Here is a 19,344-nt window from a genome sequence, read left to right on the forward strand (position 1 = left end):
TGGGCGCTCATCCAGCTTTGAGCGAGGGTCACCCCCCCAAGGGCGATCGCGCCCGAGACCAGTAGAGCGACCGGCTTGACCAGTCGGCGCGGCAGACGTTTGACAACGCTGGCAACGGAAAGGGTGGGTGAACTCTTAGCGGTATGTTCGGCGCTCATCGACTGACTTCCTTGGGGGTAGGTCTCTATCTCCGGCCGGGCTAGGCCGAGATCGCCCGGCCCGGATCTGCTGGTCAGACCAAGGCCGTGCCTGGCGGGATCACTCCACCGTGCCGCGGCGAAGCCGGAGCAGTGGGGGAACCCCAACGGGCACGCTGCAGGCGACAAGTCCCGCAGCGGGTTACTGGGAGACTAACGGCTGGGCATTGGGCGGTGCGGGCCAACTGTGTAGTTCCACTCAGGCGGGCCCCCATGGTTAAGCAGTCACGGCCATTCGTGCTTACCTGGGCGGACATCCCCGCCGTTGGGCAGGCTCGGAAGCTCTTGGGGAGCCCCGTCCGCCTTGGCGGCGAAGAGCTTGACACTGCCCGGCATAGTTTCCGGTCCGGGGTCCAAGGCGCGGCCAGGAACCCCGAACTGTCAACCCCGCTGGGTCACGGTCAGGGTGAACAAGGCCCCGCCCGCGGTCACCTTGACCACGGCGGTCCTGGCCGCGCCGGTCAAGTTCGGATCGGCGGCCAACACCAGGTTGGTTCCGGAGCGGCTCCCGCCCGGCGTCACATGCAGCCACGACCCGCCCCCGGACACGCTGGCCGACCAAAGGGGCGGTTCGAACCGATCGCCCTGTACCGACACGTTGCGGGACGCATTTCCGCCGCTCGCGGCCACGCTCCAGGTCGCCGAGCCGGCAGTCAATTCCGGCACGCCAGCCTGGAGTACCAGGAAGGTGCCCAGGGTCTTGCTCCCAGACTTGACAGACACCAACGCTTTGCGTGTCTCTCCCTTGTTCGCCGTGACCGTCATCGAAACCAGCCCCGTGCCGGACGCGACGGTGGCGGTGAGCCACGAGGCGTCATCGGACACTGTGAGCTTGTCCGAAATCCCGCCAAGGCCGGTCTCCCGTTGGCTGGTCTGCGCCTCGGACGTGAGCCAACCCGGCAACGACGCCGTGAATCCCGCCGATTTCGAGCCCGGCGCCTGGGTGACCTTGAGGACGCGCGATGCCGTGCCGACGGTCACCGTCACCGTCCCCGTCCGGGTCGCCCCGGTGGTGTTCCTGTCGGCGACCACGAACACGGGCTCCTCGGACGAACGGCTGCCTTCCAACAGGTGCAGCCACGGCTGGTCCGCAGTCGCCACCCGGACGGCGCGGTTCGCGTTCACCGTCACCGCGATCGCGCCCGCGTCGCCCGGAGCGGACCAACTGGTGGGCGACAACGTGACCGATGCCGTCGGCGCCGCCGCCTGCCTCACCGTCACCTCTCGGGTCAGGTCGCCCGCCTTGAACACCAGGGTGGCGGCCCGTGCCGCGCCGTCGTTGCGGACGGCTTTGACCACCTGTTGGCCTTCCGTGGGCCTGGCTTGGCCGGGCGCGGGGGCGGCTTCGAGCCAGTCCGGCACACTGGCAGGGTCGAGCCGCCATTGGCCCACCGACGCCGTTATCTCAATGGCCGTTGAGGCGCCCGCGTAGCCGGGCGACCAACTGCCCGGCGAAGACGTCAGGGTCGCGGCGGCCTGGCTGACCGTTAACACCTTGGCGATCGCGCCGACCGTGACCGTGACCTCGCCCTTGCGGGCGGCGCCGGGGTTGGGCTGCGCCGACACCGTGAACGACTCGCCGGTGGCGCCTTGGGAAGGCGCGACCGTTATCCAATCGGCGCCCGGCGCCGCCGCCCAAGTGCCCAGGTTCGTGGTCACCCTGACCGCGCGGGAGTCCCCGTCCTTGGCCGCCGACCAACTGGCCGGAGACAACTCCAAGGTGCCCGCGGCCTGCGTCACCCGGAAGGTCGCGCTGCGGGAGCCCGCCGTGACGGTGACCGTGACCGACCGCGACGAGCCGGGGTTCGGCGCGGCGGTCAAGTTCACATAGGAGCCCTGAGGCGCGGCGTTGACCGTACGCAGCAACCAGTCGGCGGAATAGCTGACCTGGATTTCGGGCTGGTTCGTGGTGACGGTCAACGTGGTGCTTCCCCCGTTGGGCGCAGCAGCCCAACTGCCGGGGTTCAGCGAGATCGCTGTGGCCCTGGCGGCTTGCCTGACCGTAATGACGTCGCTTTGGTCGCAGCCAGCAACCGTCAGGGTGGCCTCCCTTGCGGACGTGGACGTATTGGCTGCGGCCTTGACCGTGATCGACTGGCTCTTCGAGCCGTTCGGGGCCGGGACCGACAGCCACGCGGCCCCGGAGCTCACCCGCCACTCAGCGCACGTCGACCGAACTGGGATCTCGACCTGGAGAGCGATGTCCGAGAAGCTGGGCGGTTCGGCGTCCCACTCAACCACGTGCGCTATGTCGTTAACACTCATTTGGTAGTTGGTCCATCCCATTCCCGGGTAATACGTGAGGACCATGACCGTCAGCCTATGCCCAGCGTCCTCGTCTCTTACGGTATAGGTCGGCGAATCCGATGTGCTCGTCAGGGCCTCGCGCAGGTCGCGCCACCATTGATAGCGGACGGTGGTTCCTTCTGGACGAACATTTGAAATGACTGCGGTCAGGACATTTCCCGGGGCTCGAACCCCCTCAATAACGATCTTCCCGACAAACGAGAAGGGGTATTCCGGGGCCAACGGTTCCGATTCAGCCGTCGCGATTTGCCCGTCAATGGTGGTAACGGTGACTCGAACAACAAATGGGACGCCTAGGTCATCCCTGGAAAACTGCATCTCGGGACTCGTGTTGGGTACCTTCACGCCGTCGCGGAACCATTCGTACCGAACCTGGGCCCCAGCTGGCAAAACCCCGTCCACTTCGGCCATCATCGTGTGCTCATAAGGGGTGTTCGGCTTTATTATCAACCGGTCGATTCGCGGGGACGGGCACGTAATTACCATCCAAGAAGAGGTGGCTTGAGCGCGAGTCTCATAGGGGCCGATGACGGTGACCCTTGCCGCGACCCGCTTGTTGCACCAGGCCCCTGGGATAACTAGAGCCTCGCCCATCGCCACCTGTTCACCATTGATGAGCCAGGCGACTTCGAGCGGCGACGAAGCAGGCACTACACCAGTAGACTTTGCTGTGACCACGCCTCCGGCGACCGCTTGGCCTTCTATGGTGACGGAGCCAATTGACGCAGCCTCGGCTACTAACACCGCCTCGGATGTCATGGAAGCAGCCGGGTAGCCGCCGCCGGAGACCGTGACAGTCACCGACAGCGCGCGGCCAACCCAGCCTGACTCCATTCGGCATCTTGTCACGTCGCCGCAAATCGGCGTGACGCCGTCTAGGAGCCAACTGTAATGATATTGAAGGCCAGAGGGCACAGGATAAGCATTGGTCTGAGTTACCACCTCGACGCGTGTTCCGACGAGCGGATTCCCCCGAAGGTTTACGTAAGATGGCGCAAGGGCCTCGGTCCGGACCGGTTCCGAGACGAGTTCAGCGGACGCGCCAGCGGGGTTGGTTATCTTGACCCGAACCGTGATCTCTTTGTCCGCTGTGTCAGGCCCGATTTGCCGTTGGCCTGAAGATGTGACGGCGCCGACTGCTTCTCCGTCCGCATACCACTGGTAGACCACGGTCGAACCGGTAGGTGCGGCTGGGCTGTACTCGGCCAGAAGGTAACGCCCTGGCGTGAGGCTTCCGCTGATCAAAACGCGTTCAAGGCGTGGAACCGCCCAGGTCACTGTCACCGGCTCGGACCTTGCGGTTGCACGGGATCCATATGGGCCTGACACGGTGATCTCCGCGTAAAGGGTCAGGCCCGCGTCGGCGGCACTGAGTCTGAACGACAGGTCGTAGCTTCTATTCGTGCCGTCAGACCGTCGCCAGACAACGCTGCTCACAGTAGTGGAAGAAGGGCGCACGCCTACCGGTTGGGCGACCAACGCCGAATAGACCTCAGGCGTTCCGACAATCTCGACTCCGTCAATCGCCGCCGGCTCTTGAATCACGACTGGCAAAGACAGCTTTGAGTCAGGTGCCCAGCCCTCGCGCGATCCTGTGCCGCGAACTGTGATGGCATGGCCAACATCGGCTTGAACGGGCCGGTAGCTCTGTGTGGTACCGGAGGTGATCGGCTCACCGTCCCGATACCACTGATACGACACGGCCGTCACCGTGAATCCGCCTCCGATGCTTATCCACGCCGTGAGCGCGCTACCGACCAGGGGTGCCCCCGTCACAGTCACTTCCGATACCCGCAGTGTGCCAACATGGAGAGGCTCGGAACACGCGAAAGCGCGCTGATATCCAAGTTTGCTCGCTCGGACCTCGAGGCTTACCGTGTGGCCCGCGTCCGCCTCGGTCAGAGTGTAGGGGCCGGGCTCCTGCGACAGCGACCTTTCCCCAGCCATGTGCCGATCGCGCCACCACACCCACGCAACCCCTGCGTCTTTTGGCCACGCTGTCACCGGTGCCGCAAGGGACACTATCCCTCCGGGTTCCAGCGAGGTATACGTGAGCACCGGGCGTTCCACCGCCGCAGCACCGGAGGGGACCAACACGCTCGCAGACGGCCAGCAGGAGACATCGCCTGCCGCTTTGCAGGTCGACTCCCATCCCGTGCTTACGGGGCGTGCGACAAGGCCTACCTCTTTGCCCGCGTCTGCACTAGTCAGAAGATAGTTCGGCCCTGTCGCAGTACGTTCGACTGCGCCCCCGTATGGTTCTCCTATGGTCCACACGTAGTCCAACGAAGCCGCTGCCGGAATCCGATCGCCCGATACGGCCCGGAGCGTGTTTCCTGGTCTTGGCACTCCAACTATTGCCACCGAGCGCAGGAAAGCTCGTTTCGTTCCCGCATTGTTTCCAATGGCCTCGCCCGAATGAGCCGCCGCCGACAAGAATCCCGCCGCACCGGCGCCCACCCGCACACTGTAGGTTGCCCCGACCTTGAGCGGCGTGAATCGGGCCGAAGTGGCGCCGGCAACCGGATCGCCGTCCTGGAACCATTGGTAGGTCAACACCGCATTTGCAGGGGATACGCCCATTACCGTCGGTGTGATGCTCGTGCCGACCACCGCAGTTTCAGGCAAGCCGACCTGCCCGATCGCAGCCTGCGGGAGCGCATCGGACGAGTACGCCTGCAAAGCGGAACCGATCCGCGAGACACCGGAGGCATCAGCGCCCTGGGGACGGTCGTATTCGACCGTGACTGCGAACCGCTCGCCTCGGCTCAATTGGACAGTGGTCGGCAAATTGAGCCTGTGGCTGCCGGAAAACCGCTGGCTTTCCGTGATTTCGGTCTCGCCGTTCGGGCCAATCGGCTGGGGCTGGCCACCCTGGCCGTCCTGGGAGACGCCACGCAGCAATCGAACCGTGTAGGCCGAGTTAAGCTCTTGAGTGCCAACCTGTAGCGCCCGGATGACCTGCGCATAGCCATCGGTTGGCACTGTGAAGACCTGGGTGTGACGCAGGCCAGACCCGTCGGAAGAGGGATTATCATGGTAATACACGTGTTCAATGCCGTCCCCTCCAGGCCCAATGTCCGTGCCCCCGAAGTCCCAATACGTGAAACTCCCCAAGCTCGTGTCGTAATAAGACACCCAATGAAACATGCCCCATGAGTTCTTCACCAAGAAAGCCCCGTCGCCCGGAGCGTCCACAACGAAATACTCCTTGGGCAATGAGTCATCCCACCCGATAATGGCCACAGCATGGTTCTGGATGGGAAAAAACCCTTCATAGGAAACTGCCAGACCGCCCCACCGTCCTTCATCCAGAGCTGTTGACGATATAACCACACTGACCACACCGTGATTATGGACCATTCGCTTCACAGACTCAAGCGCATCTGTGTTCAGGTCTCCCCCCACCACGGCTAGCCTTTCTCCGTAGCTTAGTCTGTTCCTGAAATGGAATTCCGAAGTGGCGGCCTGATCGGGACTGATTCTCCAAGCCTTGTCTGCGGGCTCAGACCCGCTAGGAGGCGAATACGCTTGGTAAGGAAATGCTGATTCTCTGCGCGCGCCGTAGAATCGCGAATATTGCAGACCTCCCATTTCGTTAATTGTTGCCAGTTCGGGAGACCTGAAAGAGTACTCGTCACCGACCTGTGCCAGAAACGCCGCCGAGATTTGGGTCGGAACGGAAACCGCGCCGTTCTTCGCGATACTCCATTCGATTGAAGTCGCCATGGCGAACTCACCACATGTGCCCCAACGTCCTTGGTCACGTAGCGGTGTCACGCCCGCCGGGTTCGTTTCGCGGACATCGTAGGCCGCGGGCAGGCCCGGCGTCGACACGTCCACCGCTTCCGCGACCGGGCTGTAGGCGGCGAAGGTGACCGCGTCGCCGCTGACCTCGCCGCCGAACTCCTCGATCTTCTTGACCGCCTCGGCCCGCAACTCCGGGTCGTTGTCTGAGATGGCCCACGGGTCGCCCGACAGGTCCGGAAGGCTCACGGCGGGATTGTTCGAACCCGCCGCCGTGGTTTCCCCCGCCGCAGGTTGTCCGGACGCGTTCGCCGCTGCCGTCGCATCTGTCGGCGCGGCCGCGCCCTCGTGGTTGGGCGCCCCCGCAGAGGCTTGCTGCGCGGCCGGCTCCTCCAAGGTCGGAGGGGATTCCCAGACGGACGCTTCGAGGGCTGCGGTTGTGCCCTCCGCGCCCGCGTCCGGGGACAATATGGCGTCTGGCGCGACCACGGCCAACGCCACCAACGCTGAAGTTGACCATACTAAAAGGGTGCGGACGGCTGCATTCATGGCGGGCTCCTGCCTCCAGGGGTACGCGCGACGGGGCGCCACGCGATCAGACCACGAGGCACCCCGCACGCATCAGCGCTACCAGGAAGAGGTCCTTGCCTGCAATCTAGCACGGGCTGAGCGCCACGCCCGACCGCCACCGCGAAGGCGCAGGTGGGCCGCCAGTGATTTCTCTCAAGTCCCGGCAAGATTCACAATTCAGCGAGTTCCGTGGCACGATGCTTTCACGCAAGGCACCTGGACACCGTGCCCGGAGTTCAGTCCCAATCAACCGCCACAGTCTGCGCAGTGCCGGCGAAGGCTTCATCCAACTGCCGCATCAACTCTGGTCGGCTCATCACCGCCAGCCCGGCGTCCATCACCAAGAGGGCCGGTTCGAGGAGTATGGAGCCGTCGGGCCGCGCGGTCGCCCGATAGGTCCGAGGAAGTTGTCTTCAGCGCGGCTGCGGCGGCCAACGTGGGGACCAACAGCGATTCCGACCCGGTGGCGTGGGCGCTGATCAAGCGGTGCGGCACCCACCGCTGGTCGTGACTGCCCCCACCCCGTGCCCCCAGCGAGACTCGAACTCGCACTCGACCGGTTTTAAGCCGGTTGCCTCTGCCAATTGGGCTATGGGGGCCCAGGCGTGCCAGGCACGGGGCGCCGCGACCAGCCTATAAGCAGAAGTCCCGGTTCTCGGCACGAGCCGCCGCCAGTGCTATGCCGTCCAGAATGTCATGCTCCGAGGTCACCACCCGTTCCAGACGCCCGCCGGCGGCCTCCACCTCCAGGCGCACCCGCCGCAGCACCCTGGACCAGACCAGCGCCCCGGCGCCTATCACGTCGACCCGGCCCGGATGCATGAAGCCCAAGCGCGAGCGCACTGCCCGCGCCGCCTGCCAAAGCTCCTCGCACGAGCGCAGCGTCTGGTCCACCGTCAACACAGCCCCGTCGATCCGCTCCGAGTCATACCGCTCCAAGCCCAAGGCGTGGGCCGTGATCGTGGTGATCGATCCGGCCAGGCCGATCAGAGTGGCCGCCTCCCCCAACGGCACGTGGCGTCCAGCCGCGTCCAAGACCTGGTCGACCGCGCTCGCGGCGGCCTGGATCTCAAAACTGGTCGGCGGGTCAGACCGCAAGTAGCGTTCGGTGACGCGCACACAGCCCACGTCCATGGAGTACGCGAAGGCCGGTTCCGCGCCGCCGAGCACCAACTCCGTGGAGCCGCCGCCCAAGTCGACGCACAGGTACGGCTGCTCCAGGCCCGGAGGCAAAGCGGTCCGCGCCCCGGAGAACGACAAGTAAGCCTCCTCCAACCCGTCGATCACCTCCGCCTCCACACCCAGCTCCGCCCGCACTCCGTCCAAGAAGACGTTGCGGTTGGCCGCGTCCCTGGTCGCCGAGGTGGCCACGAAGCGCAGTTTGGCCACCCGCTCCCGGCGGCACAACTGGCCGAACCGGGCCACCGCCGCCAGGGTCCGCTCCAGCGAATCCGGCGCGAACCAGCCGGTCCGGTCCACATCCTTGCCCAGCCGCACAATCTCCATCAGCCGCGCCACGTCTTTCAACCGGCCCGCCTCCGGGTCCACATCCGCGATCAGCAGCCGAATGGAGTTGGTCCCGCAGTCGATCCCGGCCGCCCGCACCGTCTCAGCCACCGCCGCCGCCCGTCCGCCGTCCGGCCCCGTCTTTTCCTGCCGCCAAGTCCGGCGCCGCCACAGCCGACGATGCCGTCCGGCAAGCGCACCTGTCGGGGCGCCATTGGTCCGCCACGGCGACCAGCGCCTGGTCGCCGATCGGGTTCACACCCGGACCGGCGGCCAGGGCATGCGCGGCGAGGGCGTGCAAACACTTGACCCGGTCCGGCATGCCGCCGGCCGAGACGCCGTCGATCTCCTCGACCTGGCCAACCCGACCGCGCGCGGCCAGGTAAGCCCGGTGGGCTTGCGCGTACGCCGCGGCCAAGTCCGGGTCCTGGGCCAGCCGCTCGTTCATCGCGGCCATCAGGCCTTCCGACTCGAGCCTCCCCAGCGCGCGGTTGGCCTGCGGATGAGTCAAGTAATACAGCGTGGGAAAAGGCGTGCCGTCCGGCAGCCTGGGGGCCGTCTCCACGACCAACGGCTCGCCGCAGACGCAGCTCGCCGCGACCGCGCGGGCACCCCGCACCGGGCGCCCCAATTGCCGCGCGACGGCCCGCAAATCATCCTCAGTCACGGGTCTGCGCGCGCGGTCAGCTTGCGGCACGGCCTGGGCCGTCAGGGCTGTCGTCACTTCACGTTCCCCGCTATGACGGCGGACTCCCACAACTGCGCGTACCAAGGGTCGGGCTGCTCAGGCGGATCCGGTTGAACCAAATGGGTCGGCGGGGCCGGCGCGAGAGACGCCGTGGGCGGGACCGGCGCGTTCTCCGGATCCGAGACGCGGAAAGTGCGGTCGCCCGGCATGGCGAAGCTCAGGCGCTGGCGGGCTTGGGCCTTGACGTACGCCGGGTCGTCCCAGCGTTTCAACTGGGCGGCCAGCTCCTCATTCACCTTGGAGGCCGCTTCCACCTGGGCTTTGAGCTCGGCGGTCTGCAACTGCTGGGCCATGTAAAGACGCAGGGTGGGGAAAATGAGGGAGAACGCCAGCAGCCCGATCATCACCAAGAGCACAATCTGGAAGCCGATCCGCAGACGCCGACCCGCCTGGACCGCCTCAAGGCGCTTCGACGCCTCAATGCCGTCCGCCTTGGCGCGCAACCGGCGCGCGCCCGCCGGGCGGCGCGCGCCCGGGCCCAAGTTGTTCGGCATCCATCCATGATGCCTCACCGGCCCGCGGTCCGCCCGCTGGCTGGCCGCGCGCGGCGGCCCTTGGGCGCCCGCCCATTCCGACTCAGTTCGCGCGGCCGGCCGCCAGGTCATCACGCGGCCCGACCGACACGGGCGCCGCTCGCCGTTTCCCCGCCCCGCTTCCCCACAAGAGCGGCCGGTTTCCGCCCGACGGGACAAACCGCCGGACCCGGCGGCGCCTCGTGACTGTGGGCTGGGGGCCGGGCGACGGCATCGGGCAAGGTTGTCCGTTCCGGCCCAAAACGAGGGCGCTCCCCCGTGTTGGGCCAAAACGGACAGGCGGCGGGTTACGCCGTGGTGAACCTTGGGAAGGCGGTTCTGCCGGCGTAGAGGGCCGCGTCGCCCAACTGCTCCTCGATGCGCAGCAACTGGTTGTACTTGTTGACGCGCTCGCCGCGCGCCGGGGCGCCGGTCTTGATCTGGCCGGCGTTGGTGGCGACGGACAGATCCGCGATCGTGGTGTCCTCCGTCTCGCCCGAACGGTGCGACGTCATGGCGTAGAAGCCCGCCCGCTGGGCCATCTGCACCGCCTGCAACGTCTCCGTCAACGTGCCGATCTGGTTAAGCTTCACCAGCAAGGCGTTGGCGGCTTTGAGCTCAATGCCCTTGGCCAGCCTGGTCGGGTTGGTGACGAACAAATCGTCCCCCACCAACTGGACCTTGTCCCCGATCTCCGCCGTCAGGCGGGTCCAAGCGTCCCATTCGTCCTCCGACAGCGGATCCTCGACGGAGACCAGCGGGTAATCCTTGATCAGCTTCTCGTAGTACTCGATCATGAAGTCGGTCGAGCGGGCCTCGCCCTCGAACTGATACTTGCCGTCCTTGAAGAACTCGGTCGAGGCCACGTCCAACGCCAACGCCACGTCCGCGCCCGCCTGATAGCCGGCTTTTTCGATCGCGGTCAGGATCAAGTCCAGCGCGGCGGCGTTTGACGGCAGGTCGGGGGCGAAACCGCCCTCGTCGCCCAGGCCGGTCGACAAGCCCTTCTCCTTCAACACCGACTTGAGCGCGTGGTAAACCTCCGCACCCCAACGCAGCGCCTCGCGGAACGAGGGCGCCCCCAGCGGGGCGACCATGAACTCTTGGATGTCGACGTTCGAGTCCGCATGCGAGCCGCCGTTCAGGATGTTCATCATGGGCACCGGCAGGACATGGGCGTTCGGGCCGCCAATGTAGCGGTACAGGGGCAGCCCGGCGGAGATCGCCGCCGCGCGGACCGTGGCCAGCGAAACACCCAAAATGGCGTTCGCGCCCAGGCGCGACTTGTTCGGCGTGCCGTCCAGGTCGATCATGGTCTGGTCCACGATCCGCTGGTCCGTGGCGTCCAAGCCGACCACTTCCGGGGCGATCTCCTCGATCACGGCGCCCACCGCGCCTTCAACGCCCTTGCCGCCGTAGCGGGGGCTGTCGCTGTCGCGCCGCTCCACCGCCTCAAACGCGCCCGTCGAAGCGCCCGAGGGCACCGACGCCCTGGCGATGGTGCCGTCGTCAAGGCCGACCTCGACCTCGACCGTCGGGTTGCCACGCGAATCCAAGATTTCACGCGAAAGGACTAGATCAATGTTGGCCACGAGGCACTCCTAAAACTCGAAGAAAACGAACCGCTTGTGCGTCTTTCATGGTAGCGCGGGGGGCTTGGGACGCCTGACCGGACGTGCTCCGGCTCGGCTGGTGAGCCGAGTTCAGACCGGCAGCCAGCCCTACAGATCTGTAGTCTAAAATGTTTACGTGACTGTGACAGTTCCGATTCGGGTTCCCATCGAGACCCGCGATATGCTCAAGGCGATCGCGGCCGAGCGCGGCGTGACCATCTCCAAAGCCGTTACCTTGGCAGTCACCGAGGCAATGTGGCACCAGGCATTCTTGGCCGAGCGGCGGGCGCAACAACTGGACAACCGCAATCCGGCCGCCGTCGCGGAGGACGCAGAGTGGGACCGGTTGTCCGATGAAGCCATCGACTGAATCGGCACGGCGCGGAGAGGTCTGGCTGGTCGCCCTAGGTGCCGCCCGCGCTGGGGAAATCGGCAAGAACCGCCCTGCCTTGATCATGTCGGTCGACTGGATAGGGACAGGCGATCCAAAAGAGCCAGTGATCGTGGTGCCGTTCACTTGTTCGCGGGCACCTTCGCCGCTACGGCCACGAGCACCGGTGGAAATTGGCCTGGAGGTCGAGTCGGTCGCACTGTGTCGGGCTGTCCGCTCGGTGGCACGAGCCCGCCTACTGAAAAACCTGGGCGACGCCCCCACAGACTACGTCGACCAAGTCGCCGCCCTCGTGTCCGCCATGATCGGCGGCCCAAGAGACACCGCTGCCGTCCCGCCCCCGACCAACTCTGACAGGTAATGGCGGTGGTTGACCCCCGCAAAGAGCCGGGCGCTGAGTTGCTCCGTCCCACGGTCACGGGCGGGACTGGACTTCCATGAGGGAGCGGGCGGCGGCCGCCAACGCGCCTAGCTGGGCGGCGGCTTCGCGGCGGATCTGGGTGATGGCCGACAAGTCGGCGGTGGGCGGCACCGGCGCCACCACTTCCAAGTAGCACTTGACCTTCGGCTCCGTGCCGGAGGGGCGCACAACCACCCGCGCGCCGCCCTCCAAGTTGAAGATCAGCGCGTCCGCCGGCTCCAAGCCCTCCCAGCCGTTCGCCAGGTCGATCATCCGGGTCACGGCCGCGTCGCCAATCGCCGTTGGCGCGGCCCGGCGCAGACGCCTCATCACGTCCCCCAACGCGGACGCGCCGCCGAACCGCAAGGCCACCTGCCCGGTCGCGTGGAGGCCGTGCCGCCGCGCCAAGCCGTCCAGCAAGTCCACCAGGCTCCGTTCCGCCAGTTTCGCCTTCGCGGCCAGGCGCGCGATCGCCAATCCCGCCGTGATGCCGTCCTTGTCGCGGACCAGGTCCGGGCGGGCGCAATAGCCGATCGCCTCCTCATACCCGAACACCAGCCCCGGCGTCCGCGCGATCCATTTGAACCCGGTCAGAGTCCGTTGATAACGCAGCAGGTGGTCCCGTGCGATCCGGGCCAGCAGCCGCGACGAGACGATGGAGGAAGCCAAGGTCGGCCGGACCGAATCCGGCGCGGCGGGGACGTCCCGCCAAACCTTCGCGGCCTCCTCCCCCAGCAGCGAGCCAAGCTCGTCCCCGGTCAGCATGCGCCAGTTGCCACCGCGCGGGCCGTGCGGGTCGAACACGGCCGCGGCGCAGCGGTCCGCGTCCGGGTCATGGGCTATCACCAAATCGGCCCCGATCCGCTCGGCGAGTTCGGTGGCCAGGTCGACCGCGCCCGGCTCCTCCGGGTTGGGGAATGCGACGGTTGGGAAGGCCGGGTCCGGCTCGGCCTGCGCCGGGACCGAATGCACGTCCGTGAACCCGGCCTGCGCGAACGCCTCCAAGGCGATCCGCCCGCCCACGCCGTGCATCGCGGTGTGGACAATCCTGAGCTCCTGGGCGCCCGGCGCCGGAGTCACGCCCTCGACCGCCCGGCGCAGGTACTCGCGCTCCTGGTCGCCGCCGATCCGCTCCCAACCCCGCAGCGCCCGCTTGACCTCATTCGCCGGGGGCTGCGCCGCGATCAGGGCCGCGATCTGCGCGTCCGCCGGCTGCACAATCTGCACGCCGTCCGCCGCCCCGCGCGCCATGCGGCCGCCCAGGTAGACCTTGTAGCCGTTGTCGCCCGCCGGGTTGTGCGATGCCGTCACCATCACCCCCGCATCCGCCGTCAGGTGCCGCACCGCGAACGCCAGCAACGGGGTTGGGCAGGGCTGCTCCCACAGCAGCGCCCGGCCGCCCGCCGCCACCACCACGGCCGCCGTGTCCAACGCGAAGGCCGCCGAGCCCTGACGCGCGTCGTAGCCGATCACCACCTTCGGCGGGGCCGCGTTCTTGCTCTTGACGCGCCGCAGGAGCGCCAATGGGCCGGTCTGGTTGAACTGGCGGAACCCGCTGGTCAACGTAGCGGCCACACCGGCTTGGGGCTCGGTTCGGGCGCCGGCGCCGCGGTCCGGCGGGAAGCCGACCGGTCGTCCGGTCCCGCCTTCCGTTGGCGGTTTCGCCCCGGATTGGGCGCCGCCTTGGTTGTCCTGCTGGTTTTCCATCTGCCCGATGCCGTCCCGCAAGTACGCCATCAACCCCGCCGCCGTTCGGATCACCACCGCGCGGTTCATGCGGGCCGGACCCGGCCCCAAGGGACCCCGCAGACCGGCGGTGCCGAACGCCAGCGGCCCGGCGAAGGCTTCCGCCAATTCCGCCAGGGCGGATTCGTCGCCCGCCTCGGCCCGGTCCAGCGTGTCGGCCAGCGCAGCCTGGTCGCCCGCGTCCGGGTCGGCCTTGATCCAGGCTTCGACTTTGGCTTTGAGGCTCGCGGTCAGGCCCGGCATGGCTGCTCCAGCGGGGCTGCGGCCGGGCGGGCAAGCGTCCCGGCGGAACCTTCGCGGGGAGCGGCGGGCGCGGGGATTGGGCCTGCGGACGCGGCGCCCACGGGGAGCGCGGACTGGGGGGCGGGGGTCATTCGGGGAGCCCCGCCAGCACTTGTTCTGTGGCGGTGAGGCCCAGGCGTGTGGCGCCGGCGCCGACCATGGCGAGCGCCGCCGCCGCGGTGCGGATTCCGCCGGAGGCCTTCACCCCAACGGCGGGCCCGACAGTCTTGGCGAGCAGTTCGACCGCATGGGTTGTGGCGCCCCCGGCGGGGTGAAAACCCGTCGACGTTTTGACGAAGTCCGCGCCGGCTGCCGCCGCCTCCTCCGCCGACCGCACGATTTGGCGGTCGGTCAGCGCCGCCGTCTCCAAGATCACTTTGAGGACCTTGGGCCGGGGGAACGCCGCCCGGACGGCCGCGACCTCTTGGCCGACCCGCGCCCAGTCTTCTTCAACGATCCACCGGAGGTTGGCTGCCATGTCCAGTTCGTCGGCGCCATCCGCCAAGGCGCGGGCCGCCTCGGCCGCCTTGACCTCCGGGTAATGCGCCCCGGACGGGAACCCCGCCACGACCGCCAGCCTAATACCCCCTGTGACCAGCGGGATCAGGGAGGGGGAGAGACAAACCGCCCACACGCCCAGGCGGCGGGCGGCGGCGAGGTGGGCGGCGGCATCGGCGGCGGTGGCCTCCGGCCTGAGCAGGGTGTGGTCGATCAGCTGGGCGAGTTGCGCTCGGTTCATGTGCTGTCTCCTTCAACGGCCGGGCGGGCGGCCGGTTCGGGGCCGTCGATCCGGCTGAGAATCAACCGACCCGGGTCCATGTTGGATTGTGGCTTGACCATGATCGCGCCGGGAGCCGTGATGGCCGAGACGGCGTGGGGCAGACGAGATTCGTCGCCGGTCCACAAGGTCGCCAGGGGCTGGCCCTGACTCACCCAATGGCCCACCTGGGCGTGGAGTTCCACGCCCGCGCTGTGGTCCACGGGGTCTTCGCGCCGCGCGCGGCCGGCGCCCAGGCGCCATGCGGCCACCCCCACCGCCAACGCGTCCAGCCTGGTCAGAACGCCAGAGGCGGGCGCGGTGAGGACCTCGTTGTGGCGGGCCGTTGGCAACGGCGCGTTCGGGTGGCCGCCTTGCGCGGCGACCATGGCCCGCCAGCGGTCCATCGCCCGTCCGTCTTGCAGGGCGGGGGCCGGGTCCGCGTCCGGCTGGCCCGCCAGCGCCAGCATTTCGTGCGCCAGGGCCAGGGTGAGCGTCACCACGTCCGGCGGGCCGCCGCCGGCCAGGACCTCGACAGCCTCGCGGACCTCCAACGCGTTGCCGACAGTGCGGCCCAGCGGCGTGGACATGTCGGTCACCAGCGCCACGGTCCTGACGCCCGCGTCCGCGCCCAGTTCGACCATCACCCGCGCCAGCTCCTCCGCGCGGGCCTGGTCCTTCATGAACGCTCCCGACCCGCATTTGACGTCCAAGACCAGGTTGGCGGCGCCCTCGGCGATCTTCTTGGCCATGATTGAACTGGCGATCAGCGGAATCGACTCGACCGTGGCGGTGACGTCCCTGAGCGCGTAGAGCTTGCGGTCTGCAGGGGCCAGGCTGGGGGTGGCGGCGCAGATCGCCGCGCCGACCGACCGCAGTTGGCTCATCAACTCAGTATTCGACAAATCCGCCCGCCAGCCCCTGATCGACTCCAGCTTGTCCAGCGTGCCGCCCGTGTGGCCCAGCGCCCGGCCCGACAACTGCGGCACCACCACCCCGAAAGACGCCACCAGCGGCGCCAGCACCAGGGTGATCTTGTCCCCCACCCCGCCGGTCGAGTGCTTGTCCACGGTGGGCCTGCCCAGAGCCGCGAAGTCAAGCCGGTCGCCGCTGGCGATCATGGCCTTGGTCCAGCGGGCGGTTTCCCGCCTGGTCATGCCGTTCAGAAGAATCGCCATGGCCAGCGCGCTCATCTGCTCTTCCGCCATGGCGCCATTGGTGTACGCGTCGACGGCCCAGTCGATTTGGGCGTCGGTGAGTTCGGCGCGGTCGCGTTTGGCGGCGATCACGTCCACCGCTGCGAAAGGCTCAGCCACGGCGCCCAAATCCCTGGGGGTCCAGCCCGCGCGTCATGGCGTGGGCAGGTCCCGGCAAGGCCCGGCCCCGGTGCGTGCCGCCCAGCCCGCGCGTCATGGCGTTGGCCAGGGTTGCGGGAGCAGCGCGGCCAAGGTGACCTCGCCCTCCGGGGTCAACACGCGCAGCGCCGGGCCGCCGTGCTCCCAGAGCAGTTGGCGGCAGCGGCCGCACGGGGTTATGACGTTGCCCAGCCCGTCCACGCAGACGAACTGCTCCAACCGGCCCCCGCCGGACATGTGCAGGGCGCTGACCAGCGCGCACTCGGCGCACAGCGTTAGCCCGTAGGAGGCGTTCTCAACGTTGCAACCCGTCACCAGGCGGCCGTCCTCCGCGACGGCCGCCGCGCCCACCACATACCCCGAATAGGGCGCGTAGGCGTGAACCGTCGAAGCCGAGGCCCGCACAATCAAGTCATCCCACCGCATGGGCGCCGTCCCTCCTTTTCAACCCACCAGCGCCGGGATCAACCTGGCCAGCAGCGCCAGGCCGTCCGGCGAGAGGGCCGACTCCGGGTGCCCCTGCAGCGAGGCGAAACGCTTGCCGCGCAGCGCGATGACCTCGTCCGTGCCCCGGCGCCGCACCACCTCCACGCCGTCCGGCGCCTCCAGCGGGGCCACCGCCGTGAACGTGTTGTAGTAGCCCAAGGTCGCGGGCTGGCCGAACAAGTCGTCCGTCAACTGCTCACCCTGGTGCGGCCGTGTCAGTTGGCGCAGATCCAGCCCCAGCCGGTGCGCCAGGATTTGATGCGACAGGCACACCGCCAGGAACGGTTTGCCTTGGTCCAGCCCGCCGCCGATGACGTGCCGCAGCTTCTCTATCCGCGCCTCCGTTCCGGACGGGTCGCCCGGGCCGGGGCCAGGGATCACCAGGTCTTCGGCCCCCGGCCGGTAATCCCGCCAGGATTCGACCCGCACGCCCGCGCCCAGGCGTCTGAGCAGGTGGGCCAGCATTTGCGAGAAGTGGTCCTCCGCGTCCACGATCGCCACTTCCAAGCCCGCGAGCGGGGAGGCGGCGCTCCCCTGCGGCCGCAGCCAGAACTCGGCCAGCCGCTCGTTGCGGTACAACAGAGTGGCCTTGACCTGCCGGTCCTCAGCCACGGCCGTTGGGCCGGACGGGCCTGGTCCGCCCGGCGCGGCGCCATCCGGGGTTGGCCGGGAAGCGGGCGCGGCCGTGACGCCGGGTTGGACCTCCGGCGACCGGGCGGCGTCAGGCGATTGGACGGCATCGGACGACCGGATGACGTCCGGCGAACCGACAATGTCGGGCGACCGAACGGCATCGGGCGAACCGGCCGCGCCAGGCGACGGGGCGGCGTCGGACGACCGGACGGCATCGGACGGCTGCACGGCATCGGACGAAGCGGCTGTGCCAGGCGACGGGGCAGCGTCGGACGACCGGACGGCATCGGACGATTGGGGGCGCAAAGGCGCGCCGATCGCGGACAAAACCCCCGCGGCTTTGGTTCTGGTCTCCGCGACCTCGCTGAACGGGTCGGAGTTGCGGACCAAGGTGGCGCCGGCGGGGACCGAGACCTGGCCGGCGGGGTCGACGTAGGCGGTGCGGATTAGGATCGGGGCGTCGACGTCCCAGACGCCGCCCGTGCCTGGCTCGAACAGCGCCATCACGCCCGCGTAATAGCCGCGCGGGCGGCGCTCTCGGCGGGCGATCACCGCGCAGGCGTTCTGCATTGGCGCGCCGGTCACCGTGGGCGCGAACATGGTCTGGCGCAAGACCGCGCGGGGGTCCGCGTCCGTCAAGCCCTCCAGGAGGTACTCGGTGTGCGTGACCTGGCTCATCGGCTTCAGATACGGCCCGATCATGCGGCCGCCGCTGGGGCAGATGGCGCTCATCAGCTTGAGCTCCTCGTCCACGACCATGAAAAGCTCGTCGACCTCTTTGGCGTCCGTCAGGAAAGAGAGCATCCCGCCCACGCTGGGGCCCTCGGCCGGGTGGCGGTAGGTGCCGGAGATCGGATTCATCGTCACCACGCCCGACTTGACGGTCAGGTGCCGCTCGGGGCTGGCGCCCGCGAAGGCCAAACCAGGGGTCCAGACCGCATAGGTCCAGTACGCGCCCTGCTCGCCCCTCAGGAGCGCTCCGAACCAGGCCAGGACCGCATTCCGGGAATCGGCTTCGACTTGGCCCCGGTAAGTGCGGTGGAGCACAAAGTTCGCGCCCTCGCCCTTCCCGATCTCCTCTTGAATGATCTCCTTGACCTGGGCGGCGTACTCCTCGTCCGGGATGTCGAACTCACCCGCGTGGAACTGCGGAGCCCGGGCGGGCAGGGCGGCCATGATTTGCGCCACGGGCACCTGGATCCGCTGGTCCGCTATGAGACAGCGCAGCGGCGCTTTGTCATCCACCACGTCGAACCCGCGCTCGGCGATTTGGCGGAACGGCACCACAGCCAGCACCGCGCTTCGCTCCAGCGGGATGTCCTGGGTGGCGCCGACGTCCCTGAGTTCGCCGGTCAACACCTCCACAAGCGGCGAATCACCGCGTCTGATCAGCGCGAACGGCTGGCCGTCCGGCGGGATAGGGTTGGGCGGTAGGGCGGCGGCCGGTTGGGCCGCAGTCGGTTGGGCGTTCACAGTTCCTCCGAACGGTCGGGGTGGGCCAAGCGGGTCGGCCGGGGGCCCGCGCTGAGAATGGGCCGTGGGGTTGGACCCGGCGCGGCGCTCATTGGTCCTCCAAGCGGTCGGGTCGGATCGGTTGGCCGCCTGCCGCGAGGCCGGCCCGGATCGCCTCGATTTCGCGGCGCCAAAGGTCCGCCGGCGCGTCCGAGGGCTGACGCCAATCGCCGCGCGGCGACAAGGCACCCGCCCGGACCACTTTGGGGCCGTTGGGCAGCGCCGAGCGTTTGAACTGGGATGAGAAGAAACGCCGATAGAAGACCTCCAACCAACCCAGGAGCTCCTCGGGTGGATAGCCCCGGCGGCCGGCCTCCGGCACGCCGTCCGGCCAGCCCCCCCGGTCCTTGTCCTCCCACGCCTGGCGCAGCCGGAAGAACACCTGCTTCGGGGTGAGTCCGAACCTGAGCGTGTAATAAAGCGCGATGTCCTGCAACGGGTACGGCCCGATCACCGACTCCGTGGACTGGATGGCGCCCGTGGCCCCCGGCGGCACCAACTCCGGGCTGATCTCCGTGCCCAGGATCGCCTCCAGGGTGCCCCCCACCCGCCTGTCGAACTGGGCGGTCTTGACCACCCAGC

At 68.1% G+C, this 19,344-nt stretch carries 13 protein-coding genes and 1 tRNA gene; 2 read left to right on the plus strand and 12 right to left on the minus strand.

Features of this window, described 5'->3' with window-relative positions; all coding sequences use genetic code 11:
• Positions 1-578 precede the first annotated feature (578 nt).
• The 6 genes from LBC97_09320 to eno form a co-directional block, all read right to left on the minus strand.
• The gene (locus tag LBC97_09320) at positions 579-6,800 is read right to left on the minus strand and encodes a hypothetical protein (GenBank protein MDR2566234.1); all 6,222 of its coding nucleotides are present in this window, start codon (positions 6,798-6,800) and stop codon (positions 579-581) included.
• 546 nt (positions 6,801-7,346) lie between these two features.
• Positions 7,347-7,420: transfer RNA gene (locus LBC97_09325), tRNA-Leu, on the minus strand.
• A gap of 34 nt (positions 7,421-7,454) precedes the next feature.
• On the minus strand, positions 7,455-8,438 hold the full coding sequence (locus LBC97_09330) for a Ppx/GppA family phosphatase (protein MDR2566235.1): 984 nt from the start codon (positions 8,436-8,438) through the stop codon (positions 7,455-7,457).
• The gene (locus LBC97_09335) at positions 8,431-9,051 is read right to left on the minus strand and encodes a DUF501 domain-containing protein (protein MDR2566236.1); all 621 of its coding nucleotides are present in this window, start codon (positions 9,049-9,051) and stop codon (positions 8,431-8,433) included. Before LBC97_09335 ends, LBC97_09330 begins: the two co-directional genes overlap by 8 nt.
• The gene (locus LBC97_09340; GenBank protein MDR2566237.1) at positions 9,048-9,569 is read right to left on the minus strand and encodes a septum formation initiator family protein; all 522 of its coding nucleotides are present in this window, start codon (positions 9,567-9,569) and stop codon (positions 9,048-9,050) included. Before LBC97_09340 ends, LBC97_09335 begins: the two co-directional genes overlap by 4 nt.
• Positions 9,570-9,895: 326 nt before the next feature.
• Entirely contained in the window at positions 9,896-11,179 is a 1,284-nt protein-coding gene (eno, locus tag LBC97_09345; protein ID MDR2566238.1) for a phosphopyruvate hydratase, read from the minus strand.
• 157 nt (positions 11,180-11,336) lie between these two features.
• On the opposite strand from eno, the gene LBC97_09350 reads away from it, so the two are divergent.
• Positions 11,337-11,570 carry a hypothetical protein gene (locus LBC97_09350; GenBank protein MDR2566239.1) on the plus strand — a complete coding sequence of 78 codons (234 nt, stop codon included), beginning with the start codon at positions 11,337-11,339 and terminating at the stop codon, positions 11,568-11,570.
• On the plus strand, positions 11,554-11,952 hold the full coding sequence (locus LBC97_09355; protein ID MDR2566240.1) for a type II toxin-antitoxin system PemK/MazF family toxin: 399 nt from the start codon (positions 11,554-11,556) through the stop codon (positions 11,950-11,952). Before LBC97_09350 ends, LBC97_09355 begins: the two co-directional genes overlap by 17 nt.
• 54 nt (positions 11,953-12,006) lie before the next feature.
• Here LBC97_09355 and LBC97_09360 read toward each other — a convergent pair whose 3' ends face one another.
• The 6 genes from LBC97_09360 to LBC97_09385 all read right to left on the minus strand — a co-directional run.
• Positions 12,007-13,980, minus strand: a complete 1,974-nt coding sequence (locus LBC97_09360) for a hypothetical protein (GenBank protein MDR2566241.1) — start codon at positions 13,978-13,980, stop codon at positions 12,007-12,009.
• 127 nt (positions 13,981-14,107) lie between these two features.
• Entirely contained in the window at positions 14,108-14,758 is a 651-nt protein-coding gene (gene deoC, locus LBC97_09365) for a deoxyribose-phosphate aldolase (GenBank protein MDR2566242.1), read from the minus strand.
• The gene (locus LBC97_09370; protein MDR2566243.1) at positions 14,755-16,092 is read right to left on the minus strand and encodes a thymidine phosphorylase; all 1,338 of its coding nucleotides are present in this window, start codon (positions 16,090-16,092) and stop codon (positions 14,755-14,757) included. The genes deoC and LBC97_09370 overlap by 4 nt, the downstream gene beginning before the upstream one ends.
• A gap of 93 nt (positions 16,093-16,185) precedes the next feature.
• Positions 16,186-16,557, minus strand: a complete 372-nt coding sequence (locus tag LBC97_09375; protein MDR2566244.1) for a cytidine deaminase — start codon at positions 16,555-16,557, stop codon at positions 16,186-16,188.
• An 18-nt stretch (positions 16,558-16,575) separates the two neighbouring features.
• A complete protein-coding gene (locus LBC97_09380) occupies positions 16,576-18,723 on the minus strand; it encodes a chorismate-binding protein (protein MDR2566245.1) in 2,148 nt (715 codons plus the stop codon).
• Between the two features lie 88 nt (positions 18,724-18,811).
• A partial coding sequence (locus tag LBC97_09385; protein ID MDR2566246.1) for a hypothetical protein occupies positions 18,812-19,344 on the minus strand: 533 nt, incomplete at its 5' end.

This window comes from Bifidobacteriaceae bacterium (genome assembly GCA_031281585.1).
Classification (GTDB): domain Bacteria; phylum Actinomycetota; class Actinomycetes; order Actinomycetales; family WQXJ01; genus JAIRTF01.

What these genes read in the sequence shown, in the direction of transcription:
- LBC97_09320 (MDR2566234.1), bottom strand. Translation starts at nt 6,800, where the DNA reads ATGAATGCAGCCGTCCGCACCCTTTTAGTATGGTCAACTTCAGCGTTG.
- LBC97_09340 (MDR2566237.1), bottom strand. Translation starts at nt 9,569, where the DNA reads ATGCCGAACAACTTGGGCCCGGGCGCGCGCCGCCCGGCGGGCGCGCGC.
- deoC (MDR2566242.1), bottom strand. Translation starts at nt 14,758, where the DNA reads ATGAACCGAGCGCAACTCGCCCAGCTGATCGACCACACCCTGCTCAGG.
- LBC97_09355 (MDR2566240.1), top strand. Translation starts at nt 11,554, where the DNA reads ATGAAGCCATCGACTGAATCGGCACGGCGCGGAGAGGTCTGGCTGGTC.
- LBC97_09360 (MDR2566241.1), bottom strand. Translation starts at nt 13,980, where the DNA reads ATGCCGGGCCTGACCGCGAGCCTCAAAGCCAAAGTCGAAGCCTGGATC.
- LBC97_09375 (MDR2566244.1), bottom strand. Translation starts at nt 16,557, where the DNA reads ATGCGGTGGGATGACTTGATTGTGCGGGCCTCGGCTTCGACGGTTCAC.